Genomic DNA, 22,307 nt, shown 5'->3' with positions numbered 1-22,307 from the left:
GCCGGCTGCCATCGTCACCGTGTTCGGCTACATAGGTCTTCCACCGCAAGGATCCATGCAATGCGCACTCTCCGCCGCTCCCTCACCCGTTCCCCGTCCGCCGCACGCCAGGCGGGCATGAGCCTGCTGGAAATCATCATCGTCATCGTGCTGATCGGCGCGGTGCTGACCCTGGTCGGCAGCCGCGTGCTCGGCGGCGCCGATCGCGGCAAGGCCAACCTGGCCAAGTCGCAGATCCAGACCATGGCCGGCAAGATCGACAACTACCAGCTCGATACCGGCAAGCTGCCGTCCAAGCTCGACGACCTGGTCACCGCGCCGGGCGGCGTCAGCGGCTGGCTCGGCCCGTACGCCAAGCCGGCGGAACTGAACGACCCGTGGGGCCACCCGATCGAGTACAAGGTGCCCGGCGAAGGCCGTCCGTTCGACCTGATCAGCCTGGGCAAGGACGGCCAGCCCGGCGGCAGCAGTTACGACGCCGACATCAAGTACGAGTGATCCGGCGCCGTGATCCGGGCCCCTGCCGGCGCGCTGCGCTTCGGCGCGCCGGCGTGCGCGCCGGCTGCGCGTGCGCGCATGCGCGGCGTGTCGCTGCTGGAGATGCTGCTGGTGGTGGGCCTGATCGCGATCGCCGCGCTGCTGGCGGCCTCGGTGCTGACCGGCGGCATCGACGGCATGCGCCTGCGCTCGGCGGCCAAGGAGATCGCCTCGCAACTGCGCTACACCCGCACCCAGGCGATCGCCAGCGGCCAGCCGCAGCGCTTCCTGATCGATCCGCAGGCGCACCGCTGGCAGGCGCCCAACGGCCGCCACGGCGAGATCCCGCCGTCGCTGACGATTCGCTTCACCGGTGCGCGCCAGGCGCAGCGCCGCGACGGCGAGGGCGCGATCCAGTTCTTCGAGGACGGCGCCTCCACCGGCGGGCGCATCGACCTGCAGGCGCGCCAGGCGCGCTGGCGCGTGGATGTGACCTGGCTGACCGGCGAGGTCACGGTCGGGCGTGCACCGGACCAGGCGGGCCCATGAACCGCCAGCGCGGCTACACCCTGATCGAGGTGATCGTGGCGTTCGCGCTGTTGGCGCTGGCGCTGACCCTGCTGTTGGGCTCGCTGTCCGGTGCCGCGCGCCAGGTGCAGCGCGCCGACCAACTGAGCCGCGCCACCCTGTATGCGCAATCGCTGCTGGCGGCGCAGGGCGTGGAGCAGCCGCTGCAGCCGGGGCGCAGCCAGGGCACGCTGGACGAGGGCCGCTACCGCTGGACCCTGGACGTGGCGCCCTACGCCGACCCGCGGCGGCCGCCCGATGCCGCGGTGACGCCCGGCGCGCCGACCTTGCTGCAGTTGACCCTGCAGGTGCGCTGGGGCGATACGCCGGCGCAGGCACTGCAGTGGAAGACCCTGCGCCTGGTCGCCCCGCAAGGCAACGGGGTGCCGCAATGAACGCGCGCGCGCCGCACCGCGCCACTGCGCGCGGCTTCACCCTGATCGAAGTGCTGCTGGCCACGGTGCTGCTGGTCGGCGGCCTGACCCTGGCCTTCGCCACGCTGCGCTCGGCGATGGCGATCAGCGGCCGCGGCGAAGCGATCGCCGGGCGCAGCGAACGCATGCGCGCGGTCGAGGGTTTCCTGCGCCGGCGCCTGAGCGGCGCGCAGTCGCTGCCACTGGACATCGACACGCACACCCTGCAGCCGGTGCGCTTCGTCGGCGAACCGCAGCGCATGCAGTTCGTCGCCGATCTGCCCGAGTACCTCGGCCGCGGCGGTCCCTATCTGCACGACCTGCGGGTCAGTGGCGACGGCGATCATCGGCAACTGGCGATCGCGCTGGTGCAGGTGCAGGCCGGCAAGCAACTGGCCGAGACCCCGCCGCGTCCGCCCGAGCCGCTGGCGCGCGACCTGCGCGAGGTGCGCTTCCGCTATCGCGGCCTGGACCCGGAGCGCGGCACCATCGGCCCCTGGCAGGAGCGCTGGGAGCGCACCGACACGCTGCCGCTGCTGGTCTCGATCGAACTGCGCAGCGGCGACGGCACGGCATGGCCGCCGCTGGTGGTGGCGCTGCGCCAGGCCGGCGGCGCGGAGATGCGGCAATGAGCGCGGCACGTCGCGACCGCGGCGCCGCCCTGGTGCTGGTGCTGTGGCTGATCGCGCTGCTGACCGCCCTGATCGGAGCCTTCGCGCTGACCGCGCGCACCGAGAACCTGCAGGGCAAGGTGCTCGGCGACGGCGCCGAGGCGCAGGAGCGCGCCCGCGCAGGCCTGGAATACGCGCTGACCCGGCTCGCCGGCACGCCCACCCAACCGGGCTGGCGCGCCGACGGACGCCGCTACCGTTGGCAGTACGAAGGCGCCACGGTAGACCTGCGGGTCACCGACGAGAGCGGCAAGGTCGATTTGAACATGGCCGATGCACAACTGCTGGCGGCGCTGGTGCGCGCGGTCGGCGAGGATCCGCAGCGCGCCGAGCGCATCGCCGCGGCGATCGTGGACTGGCGCGACCCGGACAACCTGACCCAGCCCAACGGCGCCGAGGACCCGGACTATGCCGCGGCCGGCCTGCCCTATGGCGCCAAGGATGCGCCGTTCGAAAGCCTGGCCGAGCTGCAGTTGGTACTGGGGATGGACCCGGAGCTGTACGCCAAGCTGCTGCCCAACCTGACCCTGTACGGCGGCGTGTCGCGGCCAACGCCGGACTTCGCGCCGGGGCCGGTGCTGACCGCGCTCGGCCTGGACGCGCAGCAGGTGCTGGCGCAGCGCGAACGCACCGACCAGACCCAGCTCGGCATGGTCGGCATGGGCGGTGGCGGCACCTACAGCATCGAAAGCCGGGCGCGGCTGGGCAATGGCCGCGAGGGCGTGTTGCGTGCGGTGGTGCGCCCAGGCTCGTCGGCGCTGCCGGGCTCCGCCTACACTGTGTTGCGTTGGGAAGAAGGAACGACGGTGCGATGACGGCGTGGCGCGACACGATGGACAAACTTGGCGTACGCATCGCCCCCGGTGCGGGCGGGCTGCTGGCCTGGTGGCAGCGCTCGCTGATGGCGTGGCTGCCGCCGCGCTGGCAGCTGCAACTGGGCTGGTCGCAGGCGCGGCTGCTGCTGTGGCGCGAGGGCGAGCAGCTGATGCTGGCGCGGCAGGTCGAGTCCGAACTGGGCGCGCCGCTGGCGCTGCCGTGGCCGCTGCTGCCCGACGAACTGGAGGCATTGCTGGGGCCGCGCCTGGCGGCGTTGCCGCGGGTGTGGCTGTTGCCGGCCGAGGCGGCACTGCAGCGCCGGTTACGGCTGCCGGCGGCGGCGGCCGAGCACCTGCGCGAGGTGGTGAAGTTCGAGATCGACCGGCAGACCCCGTTCCAGGCCGACCAGGTGATCTACGACGTGCGCGCCGAGGGCCGCCGCGACGACGCCCAGCTCGACGCCGAACTGGTGGTGGCGCCGCGCCGCGTGCTGGACGACCTGCAGGCCAGCGCTGGCGCGCTGCGCCCGACCCTGGCCGGCATCGACGTCGCCGGCAGCGCTGGCGCGCCGCTGGGGGTGAACCTGCTGCCGCAGGAACAGCGCCACCGCCGCGCCGACCCGATGCGGCGCTGGAACGCGATCCTCGCCGTCACCGCGTTGCTGGCGCTGTGCGCCGCCGGCTGGCAGCTGCTGGACAACCGCCGCGACGCGCTGGAGCACCTGCGCACGCAGGTGGACAGCGGGGCGCAGCGCGCGCGCGCCGTCGCCGCGCAGCGCCAGCAACTGATCGACCTGGTCGAAGGTGCCGCATTCTTCGACCAGTTGCGCGCCGAGCGCCCGGCCTCGGTGGAGGTCTGGAACGAACTGAGCAAGCGCCTGCCGGAGGGCACCTATCTGGAGAAGTTCTCGATCGAGGGCAACCAGTTGCAGTTGATCGGCCTCAGCAGCGAAGCCTCGTCGCTGGTCGGGCGCCTGGAAGGCTCGCCGCTGTGGCGCACGCCGTCGCTGACCGGCGTACTGCAGGCCGACCCGGGCAGCCACCGCGACCGTTTCACCCTCACCGCCGAACTGGCCGGGACCAAGCGCAAGGAGGCCGCCGATGCCGGTGCAGGTCGATAAGCGCGACCGCTGGCTGGCGCTGGGGCTGCTGCTGGCGGCGCTGGCGCTGGGCTACCTGGTGCTGGTGCACCCGTGGTGGACCGTGCCGATGCGCGAGGTCGATACGCAGATCCAGGAACTGCGCCAGCGCGAACTGCGCGTGCGCATGCAGCTGCAGCAGGCGCCGCAGGTGGCGCAACGGCTGCAGCAGGCGCAGCGCGAACTGGCCACGCGCCCGGGCTTCTTGCGCGAGACATCGGCCGAGCTGGCCTCGGCCGGCTTGGTGCAGCGCCTGGAAAGCGCGGTGGCCACGGCCAGCCCCGGCAACCGCAGCTGCGCGATCAGCAACCGCTCGCCGCTGGCCGCCGACAATCGCAGCGACCGCTTCACCCGCGTCGCGGTGCAGGTGCGCCTGCGCTGCGGCACGCCGGAACTGGCCGCCGTGCTGCATGCGCTGGAGAGCGGCACGCCGGCGCTGTTCGTCGACAACCTCAACGTGATGGCGCAGCGCTACCAGCTCTCGCCGGGCGAGAGCGGCAACGGCCTGGACGTGGCTTTCGAACTGGCCGGCTACCTGCGCCCGAACGCGATGCCGGCGCCGCCGGCGTCCGCCACGCCGGACCCGGCTGCAGCGGCGGCACCCGCCGCGGCCACACCGGTGATGAACGCTGGCGGTTCCGCCGGTGCCGGGCCGAGCGAGCCGGCTGCCGCGCCAGCGCCGCAGGCCGCGCCCAGCGCGACCAACCTGCCGGGCACGCCCGGCGCTGCGAATACCGCCCCGGCGGACCTGCCGCAACAGGTGGAGGGCCGCCATGCGAATTGAAGCGATGGGCCTGCGCACCGTGTGGCTGGGCACGCTGGCGCTGTGGGGGCTGCTGGTCTGGGCCTTGGGCCTGGGCGGGCTCGGCGAGCGCGTGGCGCCCCTGCCCGACGATCCGTCCATGCTGCAGCGGCTGCCGGGCCTGCCCGCGGCGAGCACGCAGCGCCTGGGCGATTTCTCTCAGTACGGGGAGATCGCCGCGCGCCCGGTGTTCGCCGAGGACCGCCGCCCGCATCCGTTCTTCCTCAGCGCCGACAGCGGCCAGTCCGCCGCACCCAACGTACGCCTGACCGGCGTGCTGCTCACCGACGGCTTCAAGATGGCGACGCTGACCACCGAGCAGGGCGAATCGCTGCGCCTGCAGGAAGGCGGCGCCGCGGTGCAGGGCTGGCGGCTGCTGTCGTTGGCGCCGCGCCAGGCCACGGTCAGCGGTAGCGGCGGCACCCAGACCCTGGAGTTGAAGGTGTTCGACGGCAAGGGCGGGCAACCGCCGACCGTGCTCGGGCAGGCCGGGCGCACGGCTGCCGGGCAAGGGCAGATGCCGCCGCCTGCGTCCGCGCCCAACGGCCAGTCCAACGCCACCGCGCCGCGCCCGCCGACCCAGTCCGCCCCCAACCCGGTGCCGAACCAGGCACCGACCCCGAGCGCACCCGCGCCGTCGTCGCCGGCTCCCTCGTCGGAGCAGCTGCAGGCCATCCGCGAGCGGATCGAAGCGCGGCGCCGGCAATTGCAGCAACAGCGCCAGAACAACCCCTCAGGTCAGAACCCTTGAAGAGTGATCGCATGACGCCGCGTCTGTTTTCCCTGTTCCTCGCCATCGGCCTGGTGGCCGGCTGCGCCACCACGCCCTCGCCGGACGTCCGTCGCGGCGCCGCGATCAATCCCCAGGTCGGCGCGGCCGGCAGCACCCAGAACGACGGCGAGGGCGGCCCGGCCGATCCCAATGCCTTGCCCGAGCGCGCCACGCCGGTGATCCGCCGCGGCAGCGGCACCATGATCAATTCCGCGGCCGCCGCCGCGCCGGCACCGTCGCTGGGCAACGCCAGCAGCGGCAGCGCCACCTTCAACTTCGAGGGCGAATCGCTGCAGGCGGTGGTCAAGGCCATCCTCGGCGACATGCTCGGGCAGAACTACGTGATCGCGCCGGGCGTGCAGGGCACGGTGACCCTGGCCACGCCCAAGCCGGTGTCGCCGGCGCAGGCGCTGAACCTGCTGGAGATGGTGCTGGGTTGGAACAACGCGCGCATGGTCTACAGCGGCGGCCGCTACAACATCGTCCCCGCCGACCAGGCCCTGGCCGGTACGGTGGCACCGAGCACCGCCTCGCCGGCCAACGCGCGCGGCTTCGAGGTGCGCGTGGTGCCGCTGAAATACATCTCCGCCAGCGAGATGAAGAAGGTGCTGGAGCCGTACGCGCGACCGAACGCCATCGTCGGCATCGACGGCTCGCGCAACGTCATCACCCTGGGCGGCACCCGCGCCGAGCTGGAGAACTACCTGCGCACCGTGCAGATCTTCGACGTCGACTGGCTGTCGGGCATGTCGGTGGGCGTGTTCCCGATCCAGTCGGGCAAGGCCGAGCAGGTCGCGGCCGACCTGGAGAAGGTGTTCGGCGAGAACAGCAAGACTCCCAGCGCCGGCATGTTCCGCTTCATGCCGCTGGAGAACGCCAACGCGGTGCTGGTGATCACCCCGCAGGCGCGCTACCTGGACCAGATCCAGGAGTGGCTGGACCGCATCGACAGCGCCGGCGGCGGCGCGCGGCTGTTCTCCTACGAACTCAAGTACATCAAGGCCAAGGACCTGGCCGATCGTCTTGCCGAAGTGTTCGGCGCCGGCGGCGGCAACCGCGGCGATTCCAACGCCTCGCTGATGCCGGGCTCGCAGATGAGCCAGTTGAACGGCGGCGGCCTGGGCGGCTTCAACGGCAGCGACAGCAGCGGCCTGGGCGGCGGCAGCTTGGGCGGGAGCCTGGGTGGCAGCAGCGACAGCCTGGGCGGCGGCAGCAGTTCTTCCGGCAGCAGCAGCGGCGGCCTCGGCAACGGCAGCCTGCAGCTGTCGCCGCGCACTGCCGGCAACGGCAGCGTGACCCTGGAAGTGCAGGGCGACAAGGTCGGCGTGTCGGCGGTGGAGGAAACCAACACCCTGCTGGTGCGCTCGACCCCGCAGGCCTGGCGCTCGATCCGCGACATAGTCGAGAAGCTCGACGTGATGCCGATGCAGGTGCACATCGAGGCGCAGGTGGCCGAGGTCAACCTGACCGGCAAGTTGCAGTATGGCGTCAACTGGTTCTTCGAGAATTCGGTCAACGCCTCTGCCGATTCCAACGTGTCCAATTCCACCGGTCTCGGACCGGGAGCAGGCTTGCCCAGTGCGCAGGGCCGCAAGATCTGGGGCGATATCGCCGGTAAGATCACCGGCAGCAGCGGCCTGGGCTGGACTTTCCTAGGCAGGAACGCCGCAGCGGTGATCACGGCGCTGGATCAGATCACCAACGTCAAGCTGCTGCAGACGCCATCGGTGTTTGTGCGCAACAACGCCGAGGCGACGCTCAATGTGGGTACACGCATTCCGATCAATTCGGTCAGCGTCGACACCGGCCTGGGCACCGGCACTACCTACTCCTCGGTTAACTACATCGACACCGGCGTGATCCTGAAGGTGCGCCCGCGGGTGACCAAGGACGGAATGGTGTTCCTGGACATCGTGCAGGAGGTCAGCTCGCCCGGTGCGGCGCCGACAAATTGCGGCACCAGCGCTGGCACCAGCACCGCCTGCAACGTCCCGATCAACACCCGTCGGGTCAAGACCGAGGCCGCGGTGCAGAGCGGCGACACCATCATGCTCGCCGGCCTGATCAGCGACAGCACCACCGACGGCAGCAACGGTGTGCCCTACCTGAGCAAGCTGCCGGTGGTCGGTGCGCTGTTCGGACAGAAGACCCAGGACAAGAGCCGCAACGAAGTGATCGTACTGCTGACCCCGACGATCGTGCGCAACCCGCAGGAAGCGCGCAATCTCACCGACGAATACGGGCAGAAATTCGAGGCCATGAAGCCGCTGCCGGCACGCGGCAAGAAGTAAGCGGACACTCCTGTGTGCGGCTTGCTGAAACGCAGGCCGCGCACACGATCAAGTCGCTAACCGATCAAGTATCTTATGTGGATGCGGTCAGGCATGGTGGAGTGCGATCTTTGCTGTTGCGAGGCTCAATTTTGATCTGCCGCTAGGATCTCACCTTTTCTGCCTTTCAACGGAGTCTGTGGATATCCAGTCTGATGTAATGTCCTGTTTCAGTGGCGAGCAAGATGAATTACAGGAGTTTTTATGCGTAAAGAATGCGCTCTTCTGCTTTTTGCTGTTTCCGGCGTGTTGCCTTTAAGTGCGCATGCTCAAGTAGTGAACGGAGCGTTCAATAGGCCTGGTCAGCCTTGGGTATGGGAAGCCGCATTCGGCAAGTCCGGTGCTTTTTCGAGTTGCGCGAACGCGACTTACACTCAGGGTGGGGCGAGATTGGGTGGTGCCACAGAGAGTCCGGCCGATGGTTATGTGGCGGTCGTGTCGTTCGACTATAGAGGAGACGTGGGAGCGAATAATCTGTGTGGGCGCGTGTCCCAGACCTTCGTCGTTCCCGTAGCGGCGAAACTGAGCTTTGCCTACAAGATCGGGGATATCTTCCAGCCCGCATCGACTCCACGTACTTTTGAGACGGGATACCTGTACGTCACGATCAAGGATTTGGCCACAGGAGCGACGGAGTCCCTGGCTTCTTACAGCGGTAGAAACCAGGAGCAGCAAAGCTGTTCCGTGACACAGTCGTGTCCGAGGTTCAGGCAGGTGAGCAATATAGACATGTCGAAGTACGCCGGGAAGCAAGTGACGGTCACGATATCGGGCTACACATCGAACTATGTAACCAACTTGGGCGAAGTGCAGAATGTGCCTTCTATGGTGTATGTCGATAATTTTTTCGTGAATTGAGTGATGGGCAGAATATGCGCTTGATCCCGGGCTTGCAGGTGTCTGTATAGACCTGCCTATCGTGCTGCTGGCGGTCGGCGTCGACGACGTCGCGCTGGACGCCTGCCTGGGCGCACTGGAGGCGAACACGCCGGCCGGCACCCGGGTGTGGCTGGCCGACGATGCGCAGGCCGGCCCGCGCGGCATGCGGGTGATCGAGGCCTGGCTGGCGCGCACGCGCCTGCAGGCCGACTACACGCGGCGGCCGCGCATGCTCGGCGAGGTCGCGCATGTGGACGAGATGCTGCGCGCCTGCGGCGACGCCGACGTGGCGGTGCTGGCTGCCGATGCGCAGCCCGGGCCGGGCTGGTTGCTGCAGTTGAGCGCCTGCCTGGCGCGCGATGCGGCCATCGCCAGCGCCACGCCGTGGAGCAATGCCGGCGAAGCCTGCGCGTGGCCGCGGCTGGGCGAGATCAATCCGCTGCCCGAGGATCCCGAGCGCCTGGCGCGGGCCTGCGCGGCCTTGCCACCGCTGCATCCGGAACTGCCGTCGGCGGTGTGCCATGCGGTGGTGCTGCGCGGGGTGGCGCGGCAACGCGCCGGTGGCCTGGACGCCAGCAGCTACGGTTCCTGGTATGCGGCGCTGACTGACCTGTCGCTGCGCATGGCCGGGCTCGGCTGGCGCAACGTGCTGTGCGAGACCGCGCATGTCGCGAGCAGCGGCGAGGGCCGCGCCGCCGACGGCGACATGGACGCGCTGGCCACGCGCTGGCCCGCCTGGCACGCGCGCCTGGCCGGGTTCCTGATGCACGATCCGCTGCGCGCCTGCCGCGAGGAGTTGCAGCGCCTGTACGACAACCTGCCGCCGCCGGATCCGCAACGCGCGCTGTTCGATGCGTAGCCTGGCGCCGCCCGACCTGCGGCGTGCGCATTGTTGGACGCAATCCGGCCGCATCTCGCTGTGGCGCTATCTCGAGAACGAGCGCAATTACCCCGGCTGGCATCTCAGCGCAGATCCAGATGGATGCCAGTCCCTGCTGGCCTTGCTTGATGCGTTGGTCACCGATGGCGACGGTTCACGTGCTATCGCGATCACAGCACCCACTAAGGTCGAGCTTGCCGTTCCAAACAATCGGCGCGGTCGCGCTGCGTGGGTTGCTCCGGAGAAGCTGCGCCTCACCTTCTCGACAACCGATGATCTGTGGTCGTTTCCAGCGGATCTAGCGCCGGCTGCACTCGACATTGGCGCGGTCTGGCTTGCAGCCCTGCGAGACGGGATCGACGGCATCCCGAAGGGGCGGGGAGACTATTGCATCGGCAGGGGCGATCTTCGCCTGTGGTTCTGGTGGTGACGCGGGAGCGACCCAGATGGCCATACAAGCCACTCCTGGCAGCGCGTCTGCGCGGCGATATGCAGAGTCAGCCTCACTCCGGCGGCGCGTACACATCCACCGACACTTCCAGCACGTCGTGGCGCCAGGACTCGATGTCGAATTCCACGGCGCGGCCGTCGGCGGCGTAGCTGACGCGTTGCAGGCGGAAGCAAGGCGTGCCGGCGGTGGACTGCAGCAACGCGGCCTGCTCGGCATCGAGCGTGGCCGGATACATCGACAGCCGGCTGCGCGCCTGCCGCAAGCCCAGGCGTTGGGTCAGTACCGCGCTCAGCGAGCCGGCCAGGTCGTGGTCGAGCAGGCGCGGCGCCCACGCCGCTAGGATCGCGTTGGTCTCCAGCAGCACCGCGCGGCGCCCGATCCAGCGCCGGCGCCGCAGCACGAACACCTCGGCCGCGGGATCGTCCAGGTGCAGGTGCCGGGCGAGCGCCGGGCCGGCCGGCTGGCACTGCGCGGCGAGCAGTTCGGTGCGCGGCACGCCGCCCTGTGCCGCCACGTACTGCATGAAGCCGGCGATGCTGTTGGGGTCGTGGCGCACCCGCGGCGCGCTGACGAACCAGCCGCGACGGTTCTCGCGGTAGATGTGCCCGTCCGATTCGAGTTGCTGCAGGGCCTCGCGCAAGGTGATGCGGGTGCAGCCGAACAGCGCGGCCAGTTCGCGCTCCACCGGCAGGCGTTGGTCGGCACGCCATTCGCCAGCGGCGATGCGCGCCAGCAGCGCATCGGCAATGCGCTGGGCGAAGCCGGCGGTGGTGGCGAAGCTCATGCGAAGTCCAGGGCGTGGTGAAGCGTGGCTGACAAGACTACCTTCTGGCCGGCACGCGGACGATGCGTGAGCATCGCAGGCTCGTGCGGTTCCTGCGCGCCGTTCGCACCCGACCTGACGCAGGCGCGCGCTGTGCCTCTAGCCAGCGAAAAGGGAGCGGCGCGTCAGGCGAGGGATTGTGCACGGCGCAGATCCGCCTGCCACAGCCGCAAGCCGTACACCGCCAGCACCACGAACCCGGCGTATAGCGCGGCGGTGGGATACAGCCCCTTGTAAAGAAACACGCCGACGTAGACGCAGTCCAGCACGATCCACAGGCCCCAGTTGGCGATGCGCTTGCGTGCGGCCCAGACGCTGGCGACCACGCTGAACGCCGACAGCGCCGCGTCCAGCCATGGCAGCGCGGCATCAGTGTGCCGGTGCATCCACCAACCCAACAGCGCCGCGCCGGCGGCGCCGGCCAGCAGCGAACGCACGGCTTCCCCCCACGGCAGCGACCCGACCTGGACCTTGCCGTCGTCGCCGAGTCCCTTGCTCCAGCGCCACCAGCCGTAGCCCTGCAGCACCACGTACAGGCCCTGCAGCAGCATGTCCGAGTACAGCTTCCACTGATAGAACAGCCACGCGTAGAGCAGTACCGCGACCACGTTGACCGGCCAGCACCAGCGCACCCGCCGCGCGGTCAGCCATACGCCCAACACGTTGATCAGCACGGCGAGGAGTTCGAGGGGGGACATGGGTGGGAGGCCGGGATTGGGGAGTGGGGAGTGGGGATTGGGGATTGGGGATTCGGGATTGGAGGGGGTGCGCGAGCGCGCAGCATTGCGCTCGTTTTTGTAGGAGCGGCTTTAGCCGCGATAGGCGTTACCGGGAAAGCCCGTCGCGGCTGAAGCCGCTCCTACAACGGCCCTCAGCCCAGTTGGCGTTCGAAGAGGGGATGGTGAATGACGTCATCGTGGATCAAGGCATCTGAATCAGGACATCTCGCAAACGCATGGGATCGTGGGTGTTGCACGAGCGGCTTCAGCCGCGACCGGTCAGCGGCAGCGCGTCGCGGCTGAAGCCGCTCCCACACCAGTGACGCATCCGCATCTAGCTTCGGCTTTTACCAATCCCCAATCCCGATTCCCCAATCCCGGCCCTTCAAAAATCGAACTGCAACGCCAGCCGCGCAGTCCGCGGCGCGCCGAGGAACAGATAGTCGTCGCCTTCGTAGGCGCCGACGTCGCGCCAGTAGCGCTTGTCGGTGAGGTTGTCCACGCTCAGCCGCAGTGTGGTGGGCACCGTGCCCAGTCGGGTGGCGTAGCGGGCGCCCAGGTTGTAGACGCTGTAGCCGCCGACGGCGACCTGGCCGCTGCGGTCGGCGTACTTGGCGCCGCTGTACTGCGCGCCGCCCAGCAACGCCAGGCCACTGACGCCGGGCACGTCCCAGCTGGCCTGGGCGCTGGCGCGCAACCGCGGCACGTTCAGTGCCTGGTGGCCTTCGTCACTCGGTGTGCCGGTGCCCTCGGCGCGCGCGCGGATGCCGGCGACGCTGGCCTGCAGGTGCAGCCCGGCGCCCAGCGTGCCGGCGGCGGACAGTTCGATGCCGCGGTTGTGCAGGCGGCCCTGCTGCACGAACAGAAAACTGCCGTCGGCCTGCGGCTGCGCGTACTGGTTGGCTTGGCGCATGTCGAACAGCGCCGCGCCCAGGGTCACGCCGTCGCGCTCGTACTTCATGCCGGCCTCGCGCTGGTAGGCGCTGGTGGGGGCGAAGATGCTGTCGGCGTTGCTGGCGAACCACGGCGCGGTGCCGCCCGGGGCCAGGCCCTTGGCGAAGCTGGCGTACAGCGACAGCGACGGTTGCACCTTGAACAGCAGCGCCGCCTGCGGCAGCAGCACCGAGCGGCGCGTTTGCCGGGTCAGGTTGCCGTCGCGGTCCCAGGCGCGTTCGTCGTAGCGCACCTGGCGCGCGCCCAGCAGCAGCTGCCAGGCATCGCCGATGCCGATGCGGTCGCTGGCCAGCAGGGCAGTCTGTTCGCTGTCCAGGCGCCGACGCTTGGGGCCGAGCACGGCGTCTGCCGGCGCCAGCAGCGGCGGATCGGCGTCGATGTTGCCGCTGCCGATCATTTCATTGATCGAGCCGTGGCGGTCGATGGTGCGATGCAGATAGTCGACCCCGACCTGGAACTGGTGCTGCAGCACGCCAGTGCTGGCGCTGCCGCTGGCGATCGCCTGCAGTTCGTCGTTGCGGCGGCTGTCGGCCGGGCTGCGGTAGTCGTAGATGTCGTAGTCGCCTTCGCGGCTGAAGTAGTTGGGCACCGCGTCGCCAGCGCAGCTGGCCGCGCCGTAGCAGCCCCAGGCGAAGCTGGAGTAATCGTCGATCAGCGCGCGGCTATGCGATGCGGCGACGTGTACGTTCCAGGCGTCGCTGAAGCGGTACTCGTAGCGCACCTGTGCATTCAGCGCCTCGATGCCGACCGGCTTGGACCACGGCTGGTAGGCGAGCAGGCGATGCACGGACACCCCGCTCGGCAACTGCGTGCCGCCGAGCAATTGGTAGCCCGGCACCGAGCGCTGCTGGCGGTCCTGGTATTCCACGTCCAACTGCAGGGTCGATTGCGGATCGATGTTCCAGTCGGCGGCCAGCGACAGGAAGTTGCGGTGGCCGTCGGCGTGGTCGACATAGCTGCGCAGCGTCTCGTGCGCGGCGTTGACGCGCAGGCCGAACTGGCGCTCGCTGCCGAACCAGTCGCCCAGGTCCACCGCCGCGCCGCGGCTGCCGTCGTCGTCGCCGCTCAGCACCAGGCTGCGCACGTGCTGCGGACGCTTGGTCTGGTAGTCGATCACCCCGGCCGGGGTGGTGATGCCGGACAGCACCCCGGACAGGCCCTTGAGCACCTGCACCTGCTCCTTGTTCTCCAGCGCCACGTTCTGTTCGCCGGCGATGGTCAGGCCGTTGATGCGGTAGCTGTTGGCCGCGTCGAGCGAATAGCCGCGGACCAGGAAGTTCTCGTAGTAGCCGATCGGCGCGTAGCTGTCGCCGACCGCGGCGTCGGCGCGCAGCACCTCGCTGAGCACGCGCACCTGGCGGTCGGACAGCTGGGTGCGGTCGATCGTGTCGATGGCCATCGGCGTATCCAGCAGCGGTGCATCGCCGTAGCCGCTCAGGCTGCTGCGGTTGTGCGGCTGGCGGCCCTGCACGTTGACGGCGTCCAGGTCGACCGGGGTCTGCGTCGCGGCGGATGCCGGCGCTGCGTCGGCGGCCAGGGCCGGCAGCGGCAGCGCGATGGCCAGCGCCAGCGTGAGAGCGTGCGGGGCGGGGAAGCGGCGGGTGGGAAGCATGCGGGACGACCTCGGGCAAACGAAACGAAAGAGGGAAGCGGCACGCCCGCGCAGTGCGCGGACGACAGGCGTGACGGTGTCGAGACGGCGGTTCATGGCGCGGCCGCGGCGCGCCGCTGCAGATGTCGCAGCAGGCGCTGGCCCTCGTCCTCGCCATACCAGGCGGCGTGGCCGAGCAGGTAGCGGCGGTAGGCGATCTCGGCGTGCGCATCCGAGCCGGTAATGCCGGCGAAGTACTCGATCTCGCTGAGTGCGAAATCGGCATGCACCAGCGGCAGCAGCGCAGTCAGCAAGCGCAGTTGCGCCGCGTCCAGCGGCAGCAGCGAGGCGTAACCCTGCAGCAGCGCGTCGAGCTGGTCGAGGTCGGCGACCGCGCTGCCGCCGTCGTCCAATTGCAGCCACGGGATCAGGTTGCGTTCGATCGCGGTGGCCAGGTCGAACAGGGCGAAGGTGCGGTCGGTCAGGCCGAAATCGAACACTGCGCTGACCGTGCTGGCCGGGCCATGGCCGCGCCACAGCAGGTTGGAGGCATGCCAGTCGCCGTGCGTCCACAGCGCCGGCGGCGGTGTCTGCAGCAGCGGCCAGGCCTGCGCGTGCCAGGGCAGCAGGTGCGCGCGCAGGTCGTCCTGCCAGTCGCGTTGCTGCAGCCACGCCGCCAGCGCCGGGCGCCGCGCCAGGTCGTGTTGCAGCGCCTGCAACGGCTGCGGCTGGACGAACAGGCGCAGGTTGGCGACCAGCACAGTGGTGGTGCGCGGCGGCGCCGCGTAACTGGCGGCGGCGCGGTGCAGCGCGGCCAGCGCGCGGCCGGCTGCGGCGGCATGGGCGGTGTCGGCGAACGGCGTCCACGACATCGCCTCGCGGTAGCGGTCCTCGCCCTCGCCGGCGCGCAGCACTTCGTAGGTCCAGTGGCCGCGCCGCACCGCGCTGGCGCCGTCGCGGTCGCGCAGCACCTCCGGCACCGGCATGCCGCGCGCGCGCAGGTGGGCGATGAAGGCGTGCTCTTCGCCGAGCGCGTGCAGGTCGCGCACGCGGCGATGGTGGCGCTTGACGAACAGCGTGCCCGCGGTGGTCTCGACCTCCGCCGCCGCCGAGAACGGACGCGGACTGTGCCAGCGCAGGGCGCGCAGGCGACCGGGCACGGGGTACTGCTGCAGCAGCGCCTCCACCTCGCCGTCGGACAGCGGCGGCCAGTCGGCCACGACGGTCTGCGTGCCCATGCCGTGCATCTGGTGGCGGGCGCTCATGCGCGCGCCTCGTGGCGTCGGCGCGACCCAGTGCGCCACGTTGGCGGCTGCATGCCGGGCATGCAATGCGCTGCGGCGCGGCTTTCGCGGATGGTTGGTCTAGACCAGGAGCGGGGAGGCCTGGCGGAGGGCCCGGTCGCGCGATCGGGAGCGGGGACGGTGGCGCCGCCGGCATCTCGGCATGCGCGCGGGCTCAGGTGGCGCGCGCGGTGTGCGGGGTGGGGCGGCAGCCTGGGACAGGAAACAACGCTGACCGGCATCTGCACTGGGCGAAGGAGAGGGCACGGATCGCTCCGTCTCCCGCACGCGCGGGGCCGCAGGCGGCCGCGCAGCGCACGGGCGCAGAGTATGCGCGGCAATCGCCGCCGCCGCCATGCCCGCCGCGCGCGTGGCGGGCGGCGCATACGGGAGACATGCGGGATAATTGGCGGATGAGCGAACAGCAGATAGCCGTGGTGGTGGTGACCTACGAGAGCGGCAGCACCATCGATGCCTGTCTGCAGCGGTTGCGCGCGGCGGCCGAAGTGGCGCAGATCCGGGTGATCGACAACGCCTCGCGCGACGACACCCTGGCGGTGGTGCAACGGCATGCGCTGGACGATGCGCGGGTGCGCTTCATCGCCAATCCCGACAACCCCGGCTTCGCCACCGCCTGCAACCAGGGCGCCGCGGCCAGCGACGCGCCGTGGCTGGCCTTCGTCAATCCCGACCTGATGGTCGAGCCCGACACCCTGGCCCAACTGCGCGCGCAGGCCGCCGCGCTCGGCGAGGCGCTGCTGGGCGTGGAGCAGGTCGACGAGCACGGCCGCGCCGACGCCGCGGTGCGGCGCCGCGATCCGGACTTCGCGGCGATGCTGCGGCATCCGCTGGCCGGCTCGCGGCTGGCGCTGGCGGCCGACCCGGCGCAGCCGCTGCAGCCGGTACCGGCGTTGTCCGGTGCGCTGATGCTGTTGCCGCGTGCGCTGTTCGCGCGCATTGGCGGTTGGGACGCCGGTTACCGGCTGCATGCCGAGGACCTGGACCTGTGCCGCCGCGCGCGCCAGGCCGGGGCCACGGTGGCGGTGCTGAACACCCTGCGCGTGCTGCACGTACGCGGCGTGTCCAGCCGCAAGCGGCCGTGGTTCGTCGAGTGGCACAAGCACCGCGGCCTGTGGCGCTACTTCCGCAAGTTCGAGGCACCGACCCGGGCCTGGCCGGTGCGGGTGGCAGTGTGGGCGGTGATCTGGCTGCATGCCTGGGTCACCTTCGCCCGGCTGTGCTGGCGCCGCCCAGGCTGAACGAAATCGGCCGCGTTGCGCGCGCGTGCGGCATAGCAACATAAATTCGCTATATTGGGAAGTGCGTCACTTAACAAATGGCGTGTTCCGCCGATTTCCTCCCTGGGCCGCGTCTGCTTTTCCGGTTCGGGGACCCCCACCAGGAACTCAACCATGCATGATTTCGATGGCGTGCGTCCGCGCACCCGCGCGCGCGCTTGCGCGCCCGCTATGCCCATGCCTGCTCCCGGCAGCGCCACGCCCGCGCGCCGCGCGCGGCTGGCGCTGGCGCTGCTCGCGCTGGCCGCCGGTCCCTGCTACGCCAGTGCCTGGGTCGACGAGGCCGGCCACGGGCTGGTGATCCTCAAGGCCAGCCACACCGATGGCGGCGCGGTGTTCAACAGCCACGGCCAGTCCGGCAACTTCCCCGATGCCGGGCGCAGCCGCCAGGACCAGCTCAATCTCTACGGCGAATACGCGCTGACTTCGGACCTGACCCTGGTCGGCAACTTCTATTTCAGCAAGGTCGGCTACCGCAACGACAGCGGCTATGGCGATCGCCACAGTAGCGGCTGGTCGGATCAGGAAATCGGCCTGCGCTACCGGTTCGACCCGGACGGCCGCGACGGTCCCTGGCAGGGCGCGCTGCAGGTGCTGGCACTGGTCCCCGGCTACGCGCGCCAGCGCGACGGTGAACGGCCGGCGCTGGGCCAGGGCGACTACGGCGCCGAGCTGCGCTACAGCGTCGGCCGCGGCTACCGGCTGGGCGAGCACGACGGTTATGTCGATCTGGGCACGGCGGTGCGCCTGCGCGGCGGCGATGCCTCCGACGAGGCGCGGCTGGACCTGTCCAGCGGCGTGGCGCTGGCGCCGCGCTGGATGCTGATCGGGGAGTTCAACGTGATCCAGAGCCTGGGCAACGGCAAGGGGCCGAACCGGATCTACGCGCCCGGCGACAACACGCCGATCCGCGGCAACAACTTCGATTTCAGCAAGCTGCAGGCCTCGGTGCTGTACACGCTGCCCGGTGGCACGCAGCTGCAGCTCGGCTACCAGCAGCCGGTGGCCGGGCGCAACACCGGCGGCGCGGGCGGCCCGTTCGTCGCCGCCTGGTGGCGGTTCTAACCGTGTCCGGCGAACACGACAGCGCCGCCGCCGAGGCGAGCGTGCCCGGCCGGCTCGGGCGGCTTGCGACCGAGGGCGGCCTTCAGTTGCCGATCGGCGAGGCCTTGGTCGCCGCGGGGGTGATCGACCCGCCGCTGCTGCAGAACGCGCTGGCCCTGCAGGCGCGCTGGCGCTCGCGCCTGGGCGACGTGGTGCTGGCCCAGCGCGGGGTCGCGCCGCTGCGCTTCTACACCGTGCTGGCGCAGCATTTCGGGCTGAACTTCGTCAATCTGCTCAAGCAGCCGATCGACCCGGCGCTGTTCCAGCCGGAGCGGCTGGCCGACTACGCGCAGCGCCTGGTGCTGCCGTGGCGCGAGGAGGACGGCCAACTCGTGCTGGCGGTGGCCGATCCCGGCCCGGAGATCTTCGCCTGGGCGCGCGCCACCTACGGCGAGCAGGTGCGTTTCGTCGGCACCTCCAAGTTCGACATCGTCTGGAGCCTGCAGCAGCACGCCGACGCGCAGCTCACCCACGACGCGCTGAACCTGCTGGCCGAACACGCGCCGGAGCATTCGGCGCGGCAGGTGATCACCCGCGCGCAGTCCGCCTTCCTGGTGGCGCTGACCGTGGTGCTGGCCGCGGCGCTGGCGCTGTGGCCGCTGGTCACGCTGATCGCGCTCAACACGCTGATCGCGGTGGCGTTCCTGGCCACCTTCGGGCTGAAGCTGGTGCTGGCCTGGCGCGGCGCGCGGCGCCGCATCGACATCAAGGTCAGCGACGAGGAAGTGGCCGCGCTCGGCGACGAGGACCTGCCGGTCTACACGGTGCTGGTGCCGATGTACAAGGAACCGGACGTGCTGCCGATCCTGGCCAACGCGCTGCGCCGGCTCGACTACCCCACCTCCAAGCTGGACGTGAAGCTGGTGCTGGAGGCCGACGACACCGAGACCATCGAGGCGGCCAAGGCGCTGGGCCTGGAGGCGTTCTTCGAGATCATCCGGGTGCCGCCGTCGCAGCCCAAGACCAAGCCCAAGGCCTGCAACTACGCGCTGCGCTTCGCCCGCGGGCAGATGCTCACCATCTACGACGCCGAGGACAAGCCGGAGCCCGACCAGCTCAAGCGCGTGGTCGCCGCGTTCCGCAAATCGCCGGCCGACGTGGCCTGCATCCAGGCGCGGCTGAACTACTACAACGCCGACGAGAACTGGCTCACGCGCATGTTCACGCTGGAATACACGTTGTGGTTCGACTTCTACCTGCCGGCGCTGGAGACCCTGCGCATCCCGATCCCGCTCGGCGGCACCTCCAACCACTTCCGCCTGGACATCCTGCGCAAGGTCCACGCCTGGGATCCGTACAACGTCACCGAGGACGCCGACCTGGGCGTGCGCCTGACCCAGCAGGGCTACCGCGTCAGCGTGGTCAACTCGACCACGTTCGAGGAAGCCAACGTCAGCATCCCCAACTGGATCCGGCAGCGCTCGCGCTGGCTCAAGGGTTACATGCAGACGTGGCTGGTGCACATGCGCAACCCGCTGCAGTTGTACCGCTCCACCGGCGCGCGCGGGTTCTGGGGCTTCCAGCTGTTCGTCGGCGGCACCTTCTTCACCGCGCTGGCCGCGCCGCTGATGTGGCTCAGCTACGGGCTGTGGCTGGCGGTCGGGTCGAAGTTCTTCGATCCGTTCTTCCCGCCGGCGCTGCTGTACCTGAGCCTGCTCAACCTGCTGCTCGGCAACGGCTTCCTGATCTACATGACCCTGGTGGCGGCGTTCAAGCGCGACTACTTCCGCCTGGCGCCTTACGCGCTGACCGTGCCGCTGTACTGGCTGCTGCAGTCCATCGCCGCCTACAAGGGCCTGTGGCAGCTCATCCGCAACCCGTTCTACTGGGAAAAGACCACCCATGGCATCAGCAAGCACATGGCCGAAGAGCGCCGCGCCGCGCTCGACGACTGACGCGCCGCGCCGCGCGCGCGGCACCGCGGTGTTCGTGTGCACCGCGGCGCTGCTGGCGCTGCTGTGCCACCGGCTGCTCGCGCACGGCTACATGAGCGACGACGCGATGGCGCAGTACGCCAAGCTGCTGCTGTTGCGCGACGCGGCCGGCTTCCGCATCGAGTACCTGGGCTTCCTGTACGCGCAGGCCTCGCTGTACCTGGGCGTGCTGATCGGCGGCCTGCCGGGGCTGTCCACGCCGCTGCTGCCATACCTGGTCGACGTGCTGGCCGGGGCGACTCTGGTGACCCTGCTGTGGCGCGACATCGCCGCCGGGCTGGGCCGCGGCTGGGCCTGGGCGCTGAGCGCCGGGCTGGTGATCCAGCCGTTCTTCCTGTGGCCGACCCTGTCCGGCAACAACCAGGGCCTGGGCCTGCTGGTGTTCTACGTGGCCGCGCGCGCGCTGCGCCACTTCCGCGACGATCCGGAAGCCTTCGCCTACCTGCGGCTGGCCGCGAGCCTGTGCCTGCTGTTCTTCGTCGACGAGCGCGCCTGCTTCCTGGCGGTGGGGCTGGCGCCGTGGCTGTTCCTGATCGCGCCGCCGCGCCTGATGCGGCAGGCGCCGCTGGCCTTCTACCTGGTGTGCTACCTGCCGTTCCTGTTCGCGGTGGCGGCCTGGATGTACCTCAACTACATGTTCTTCGGCGACCCGCTGCTGTTCGTGCGCGACGCCAATTCCGCCTTCCGCGGCATCTATGCGCAGGCGGCGCTGCAGCCGTGGCTGCAGCAGGCCGCGGCGCAGCCGTGGTGGCCGCCGCTGTGGCTGCTGCTGGCCGGGATGGTCAGCGCGCCGCTGTTGCTGCTGCTGCGCCACACCCGCACCGGCGACACCTGGCGCAGCGTGCTGGCCGCCACCGCCACGGTGATCGGCGCCGGCACGCTGGCCACCTGGGCGCGCTTCACTGCGCAGCCGCTGGACTTCCTGGCCCTGCTGCTGGTGCCGGTGGCGCTGGTGCTGGGCGACCTGCGCCGCGACCTGCGCTGGCTGGGCCTGGCGTTGCTGCTGGCCGGCGCGGTGTCCAGCGGCTGGGTGATCGCCCGCACCGCCACCTCCACCACCCGCGACTGGATCGCCGCGCTGCAGGCGCCGGCAGCGCCGCGCCATGCCGACGCCGCGCAGTTGGGGGCGTGGCTGGCCGAGGCGCGGTTGCCGACCCTGCTCGACGATCGCGCCAGCTATCCGGTGATCGTTGCCCGCGGCGACGCCAAGCAACTGGTCCTGCCGTTCGATCCGCGCTTCAAGCAGGCGCTGGTCGATCCGCGGCAGATGCCGGCGCAGGTGGTGGTGAGCGACCCGGCCAGCCAGACCGGTGCCCTCGACAGCCTCAACCGGCGCTTCCCGCAGCTATGGCAACAGGGCCTGCCGGGCTACAGTCTGGTCTACCACCAGGGCATCTACCGGGTATGGCGCCGATTGCCGTGAGATTGCTGGCCGCCTTGCTGCTGGCGCTGAGCGCCGGCGGCTGCAGTGCGGCGCCCGCACCGCCGTGGATGGGTGCCAACGTCAAGGTGTCGCCCAGCGCGCCGTGGGGCAGCAACGCGGCACAGCAGTCGCTGCAGCAGCTGGCCGATGCCGGCGCCTCGCGCGCGCTGCTGGTCGCCTTCGTCTGGCAGGCGTCGCCGCAGTCCTCGGCGCCGGTGTTGGGCAGTGACAGCAGTCCTGCGCTGATCCGCGCCGGATTGCGGCAGATGCGTGCGGCCGGCCTGCAGCCGGTGCTGAAGGTGCATCTGTGGATTCCCGGGCACTGGGCCGGCGAGGCCGCGCCGGCCGATCGCGACGCCTGGTTCGCCGCCTACCGGCGCGCGCTGCTGCAACTGGCCCAGGTCGCCGCCGAAGAGCGCGCCAGCGCGCTGATCGTCGGCACCGAACTGCGCCAGTTGCAGGATGCGCCGCAGTGGCCGGCGCTGCTGGCGGCGGTGCGCCAGGTCTATCGCGGCCCGATCGGCTACGTCGCCGACGGCCTGGAGCAGGCCGAGCGCTTCGGCTATTGGGACCGTTTCGATTTTGTCGGTACCAGCCTGTACCCGGCGCTGGCCGCGGCGCCGGCGCAGCGGCGCGCGCAGATGCATGCGGCGGCGGCGCGGGTGCAGGCGCTGGGCGAACGCAGCGGCCGCCCGGTGTGGGTGGCCGAACTCGGCTTGCGCTCGGCGCGCGGCAGCCTCGCCGCGCCGTGGGAAAGCCCGGAGCAGCGCAGCGCCGAAGTCGACACCGCGCTGCAGGCGCAGGTGCTGCGCGAGTGGCGCGATGTACTCGACGCGCAGCCGCGCATCGCCGGCATCGCACTGTGGTGCTGGTACACCGATCCGGGCGCCGGCGGCGCCCGCGACAGCGATTTCACCGTGCAGCACAAGCCGGCGCAGGCGGTACTCAAGCGTTGAGGTGTGCGGCCGCATTGCGACGCGCG

The 22,307-nt window shown here is 70.4% G+C and carries 20 protein-coding genes and 1 pseudogene; 17 read left to right on the top strand and 4 right to left on the bottom strand.

The genetic code is table 11. From position 1 onward, the window contains the following. The first annotated feature begins 60 nt into the window (after window positions 1–60). From gspG to GGR66_RS12260, 12 genes and pseudogenes are all read left to right on the top strand, one after another. Window positions 61–498 carry a type II secretion system major pseudopilin GspG gene (gspG, locus tag GGR66_RS12315; protein ID WP_048492274.1) on the top strand — a complete coding sequence of 146 codons (438 nt, stop codon included), beginning with the start codon at window positions 61–63 and terminating at the stop codon, window positions 496–498. Window positions 499–576: 78 nt separating this feature from the next. After that, window positions 577–1,026: a GspH/FimT family pseudopilin gene (locus GGR66_RS12310; RefSeq protein ID WP_039726527.1), complete on the top strand. Its 450-nt coding sequence runs from the start codon at window positions 577–579 to the stop codon at window positions 1,024–1,026. Next, the gene (locus GGR66_RS12305) at window positions 1,023–1,439 is read left to right on the top strand and encodes a prepilin-type N-terminal cleavage/methylation domain-containing protein (protein WP_184448413.1); all 417 of its coding nucleotides are present in this window, start codon (window positions 1,023–1,025) and stop codon (window positions 1,437–1,439) included. Before GGR66_RS12310 ends, GGR66_RS12305 begins: the two co-directional genes overlap by 4 nt. Continuing rightward, complete coding sequence (locus tag GGR66_RS12300; RefSeq protein ID WP_160970280.1) at window positions 1,436–2,089, top strand: type II secretion system protein J; 654 nt, start codon at window positions 1,436–1,438, stop codon at window positions 2,087–2,089. The genes GGR66_RS12305 and GGR66_RS12300 overlap by 4 nt, the downstream gene beginning before the upstream one ends. Then, window positions 2,086–2,943, top strand: coding sequence for a type II secretion system protein GspK (locus GGR66_RS12295; RefSeq protein WP_160970282.1), 858 nt, complete (start codon window positions 2,086–2,088; stop codon window positions 2,941–2,943). The genes GGR66_RS12300 and GGR66_RS12295 overlap by 4 nt, the downstream gene beginning before the upstream one ends. Further along, on the top strand, window positions 2,940–4,064 hold the full coding sequence (locus tag GGR66_RS12290) for a PilN domain-containing protein (RefSeq protein ID WP_184448412.1): 1,125 nt from the start codon (window positions 2,940–2,942) through the stop codon (window positions 4,062–4,064). The genes GGR66_RS12295 and GGR66_RS12290 overlap by 4 nt, the downstream gene beginning before the upstream one ends. Beyond that, window positions 4,045–4,686, top strand: a pseudogene (gene gspM, locus GGR66_RS12285) (type II secretion system protein GspM); the annotation flags it as partial. The gene GGR66_RS12290 and the pseudogene gspM, both read left to right, overlap by 20 nt. Before the next feature lie 169 nt (window positions 4,687–4,855). Beyond that, the gene (gene xpsN, locus GGR66_RS12280; RefSeq protein WP_184448410.1) at window positions 4,856–5,635 is read left to right on the top strand and encodes a type II secretion system protein XpsN; all 780 of its coding nucleotides are present in this window, start codon (window positions 4,856–4,858) and stop codon (window positions 5,633–5,635) included. An 11-nt stretch (window positions 5,636–5,646) separates the two neighbouring features. Beyond that, complete coding sequence (gene gspD, locus GGR66_RS12275; RefSeq protein ID WP_184448409.1) at window positions 5,647–7,947, top strand: type II secretion system secretin GspD; 2,301 nt, start codon at window positions 5,647–5,649, stop codon at window positions 7,945–7,947. A gap of 243 nt (window positions 7,948–8,190) precedes the next feature. Next, complete coding sequence (locus GGR66_RS12270) at window positions 8,191–8,844, top strand: hypothetical protein (RefSeq protein WP_184448408.1); 654 nt, start codon at window positions 8,191–8,193, stop codon at window positions 8,842–8,844. 46 nt (window positions 8,845–8,890) lie between these two features. Continuing rightward, window positions 8,891–9,724: a glycosyltransferase gene (locus GGR66_RS12265; RefSeq protein ID WP_184448496.1), complete on the top strand. Its 834-nt coding sequence runs from the start codon at window positions 8,891–8,893 to the stop codon at window positions 9,722–9,724. Continuing rightward, the gene (locus tag GGR66_RS12260; protein WP_184448407.1) at window positions 9,717–10,175 is read left to right on the top strand and encodes a hypothetical protein; all 459 of its coding nucleotides are present in this window, start codon (window positions 9,717–9,719) and stop codon (window positions 10,173–10,175) included. The genes GGR66_RS12265 and GGR66_RS12260 overlap by 8 nt, the downstream gene beginning before the upstream one ends. A 73-nt stretch (window positions 10,176–10,248) precedes the next feature. On the opposite strand, the gene GGR66_RS12255 is transcribed toward GGR66_RS12260, so the two are convergent. The 4 genes from GGR66_RS12255 to GGR66_RS12240 all read right to left on the bottom strand — a co-directional run bounded on the left by GGR66_RS12255 (window position 10,249) and on the right by GGR66_RS12240 (window position 15,548). Beyond that, window positions 10,249–10,980, bottom strand: a complete 732-nt coding sequence (locus GGR66_RS12255) for a UTRA domain-containing protein (protein WP_184448406.1) — start codon at window positions 10,978–10,980, stop codon at window positions 10,249–10,251. Window positions 10,981–11,144: 164 nt separating this feature from the next. Further along, complete coding sequence (pnuC, locus tag GGR66_RS12250) at window positions 11,145–11,717, bottom strand: nicotinamide riboside transporter PnuC (RefSeq protein ID WP_184448405.1); 573 nt, start codon at window positions 11,715–11,717, stop codon at window positions 11,145–11,147. A gap of 406 nt (window positions 11,718–12,123) precedes the next feature. Continuing rightward, on the bottom strand, window positions 12,124–14,304 hold the full coding sequence (locus GGR66_RS12245; protein WP_184448404.1) for a TonB-dependent siderophore receptor: 2,181 nt from the start codon (window positions 14,302–14,304) through the stop codon (window positions 12,124–12,126). A 92-nt stretch (window positions 14,305–14,396) separates the two neighbouring features. Beyond that, window positions 14,397–15,548, bottom strand: coding sequence for a phosphotransferase (locus GGR66_RS12240; protein ID WP_160970677.1), 1,152 nt, complete (start codon window positions 15,546–15,548; stop codon window positions 14,397–14,399). A 431-nt stretch (window positions 15,549–15,979) separates the two neighbouring features. Here GGR66_RS12240 and GGR66_RS12235 point away from each other — a divergent pair, with 431 nt between their 5' ends. The 5 genes from GGR66_RS12235 to GGR66_RS12215 all read left to right on the top strand — a co-directional run bounded on the left by GGR66_RS12235 (window position 15,980) and on the right by GGR66_RS12215 (window position 22,281). Beyond that, window positions 15,980–16,825: a glycosyltransferase family 2 protein gene (locus GGR66_RS12235; RefSeq protein ID WP_184448403.1), complete on the top strand. Its 846-nt coding sequence runs from the start codon at window positions 15,980–15,982 to the stop codon at window positions 16,823–16,825. Between the two features lie 216 nt (window positions 16,826–17,041). Beyond that, window positions 17,042–17,929: a hypothetical protein gene (locus GGR66_RS12230; RefSeq protein ID WP_255421672.1), complete on the top strand. Its 888-nt coding sequence runs from the start codon at window positions 17,042–17,044 to the stop codon at window positions 17,927–17,929. 41 nt (window positions 17,930–17,970) lie between these two features. Continuing rightward, window positions 17,971–19,863: a glycosyltransferase family 2 protein gene (locus GGR66_RS12225; RefSeq protein WP_317845397.1), complete on the top strand. Its 1,893-nt coding sequence runs from the start codon at window positions 17,971–17,973 to the stop codon at window positions 19,861–19,863. Next, complete coding sequence (locus tag GGR66_RS12220; protein ID WP_184448400.1) at window positions 19,811–21,325, top strand: hypothetical protein; 1,515 nt, start codon at window positions 19,811–19,813, stop codon at window positions 21,323–21,325. The genes GGR66_RS12225 and GGR66_RS12220 overlap by 53 nt, the downstream gene beginning before the upstream one ends. Beyond that, entirely contained in the window at window positions 21,316–22,281 is a 966-nt protein-coding gene (locus tag GGR66_RS12215; RefSeq protein ID WP_160970708.1) for a glycosidase-like protein, read from the top strand. The genes GGR66_RS12220 and GGR66_RS12215 overlap by 10 nt, the downstream gene beginning before the upstream one ends. The last annotated feature ends 26 nt before the right edge of the window (window positions 22,282–22,307 follow it).

Origin of the sequence: Xanthomonas sp. 3498, from assembly GCF_014199795.1 — a bacterium.
GTDB lineage: Bacteria > Pseudomonadota > Gammaproteobacteria > Xanthomonadales > Xanthomonadaceae > Xanthomonas_A > Xanthomonas_A rydalmerensis.
Note: the sequence above shows the minus strand (reverse complement) of the source record. Positions and strands in the feature narration are given on the sequence as shown.

Excerpts from the sequence above, each read along its gene's own strand:
- GGR66_RS12305 (WP_184448413.1), top strand. The coding sequence starts at position 1,023 with ATGAACCGCCAGCGCGGCTACACCCTGATCGAGGTGATCGTGGCGTTC.
- GGR66_RS12220 (WP_184448400.1), top strand. The coding sequence starts at position 19,811 with ATGGCATCAGCAAGCACATGGCCGAAGAGCGCCGCGCCGCGCTCGACG.
- GGR66_RS12235 (WP_184448403.1), top strand. The coding sequence starts at position 15,980 with ATGAGCGAACAGCAGATAGCCGTGGTGGTGGTGACCTACGAGAGCGGC.
- GGR66_RS12295 (WP_160970282.1), top strand. The coding sequence starts at position 2,086 with ATGAGCGCGGCACGTCGCGACCGCGGCGCCGCCCTGGTGCTGGTGCTG.
- GGR66_RS12240 (WP_160970677.1), bottom strand. The coding sequence starts at position 15,548 with ATGAGCGCCCGCCACCAGATGCACGGCATGGGCACGCAGACCGTCGTG.
- GGR66_RS12255 (WP_184448406.1), bottom strand. The coding sequence starts at position 10,980 with ATGAGCTTCGCCACCACCGCCGGCTTCGCCCAGCGCATTGCCGATGCG.
- GGR66_RS12310 (WP_039726527.1), top strand. The coding sequence starts at position 577 with ATGCGCGGCGTGTCGCTGCTGGAGATGCTGCTGGTGGTGGGCCTGATC.
- gspG (WP_048492274.1), top strand. The coding sequence starts at position 61 with ATGCGCACTCTCCGCCGCTCCCTCACCCGTTCCCCGTCCGCCGCACGC.
- GGR66_RS12270 (WP_184448408.1), top strand. The coding sequence starts at position 8,191 with ATGCGTAAAGAATGCGCTCTTCTGCTTTTTGCTGTTTCCGGCGTGTTG.
- GGR66_RS12230 (WP_255421672.1), top strand. The coding sequence starts at position 17,042 with ATGCCTGCTCCCGGCAGCGCCACGCCCGCGCGCCGCGCGCGGCTGGCG.
- GGR66_RS12245 (WP_184448404.1), bottom strand. The coding sequence starts at position 14,304 with ATGCTTCCCACCCGCCGCTTCCCCGCCCCGCACGCTCTCACGCTGGCG.
- GGR66_RS12300 (WP_160970280.1), top strand. The coding sequence starts at position 1,436 with ATGAACGCGCGCGCGCCGCACCGCGCCACTGCGCGCGGCTTCACCCTG.
- GGR66_RS12290 (WP_184448412.1), top strand. The coding sequence starts at position 2,940 with ATGACGGCGTGGCGCGACACGATGGACAAACTTGGCGTACGCATCGCC.
- xpsN (WP_184448410.1), top strand. The coding sequence starts at position 4,856 with ATGCGAATTGAAGCGATGGGCCTGCGCACCGTGTGGCTGGGCACGCTG.
- GGR66_RS12260 (WP_184448407.1), top strand. The coding sequence starts at position 9,717 with ATGCGTAGCCTGGCGCCGCCCGACCTGCGGCGTGCGCATTGTTGGACG.
- gspD (WP_184448409.1), top strand. The coding sequence starts at position 5,647 with ATGACGCCGCGTCTGTTTTCCCTGTTCCTCGCCATCGGCCTGGTGGCC.
- pnuC (WP_184448405.1), bottom strand. The coding sequence starts at position 11,717 with ATGTCCCCCCTCGAACTCCTCGCCGTGCTGATCAACGTGTTGGGCGTA.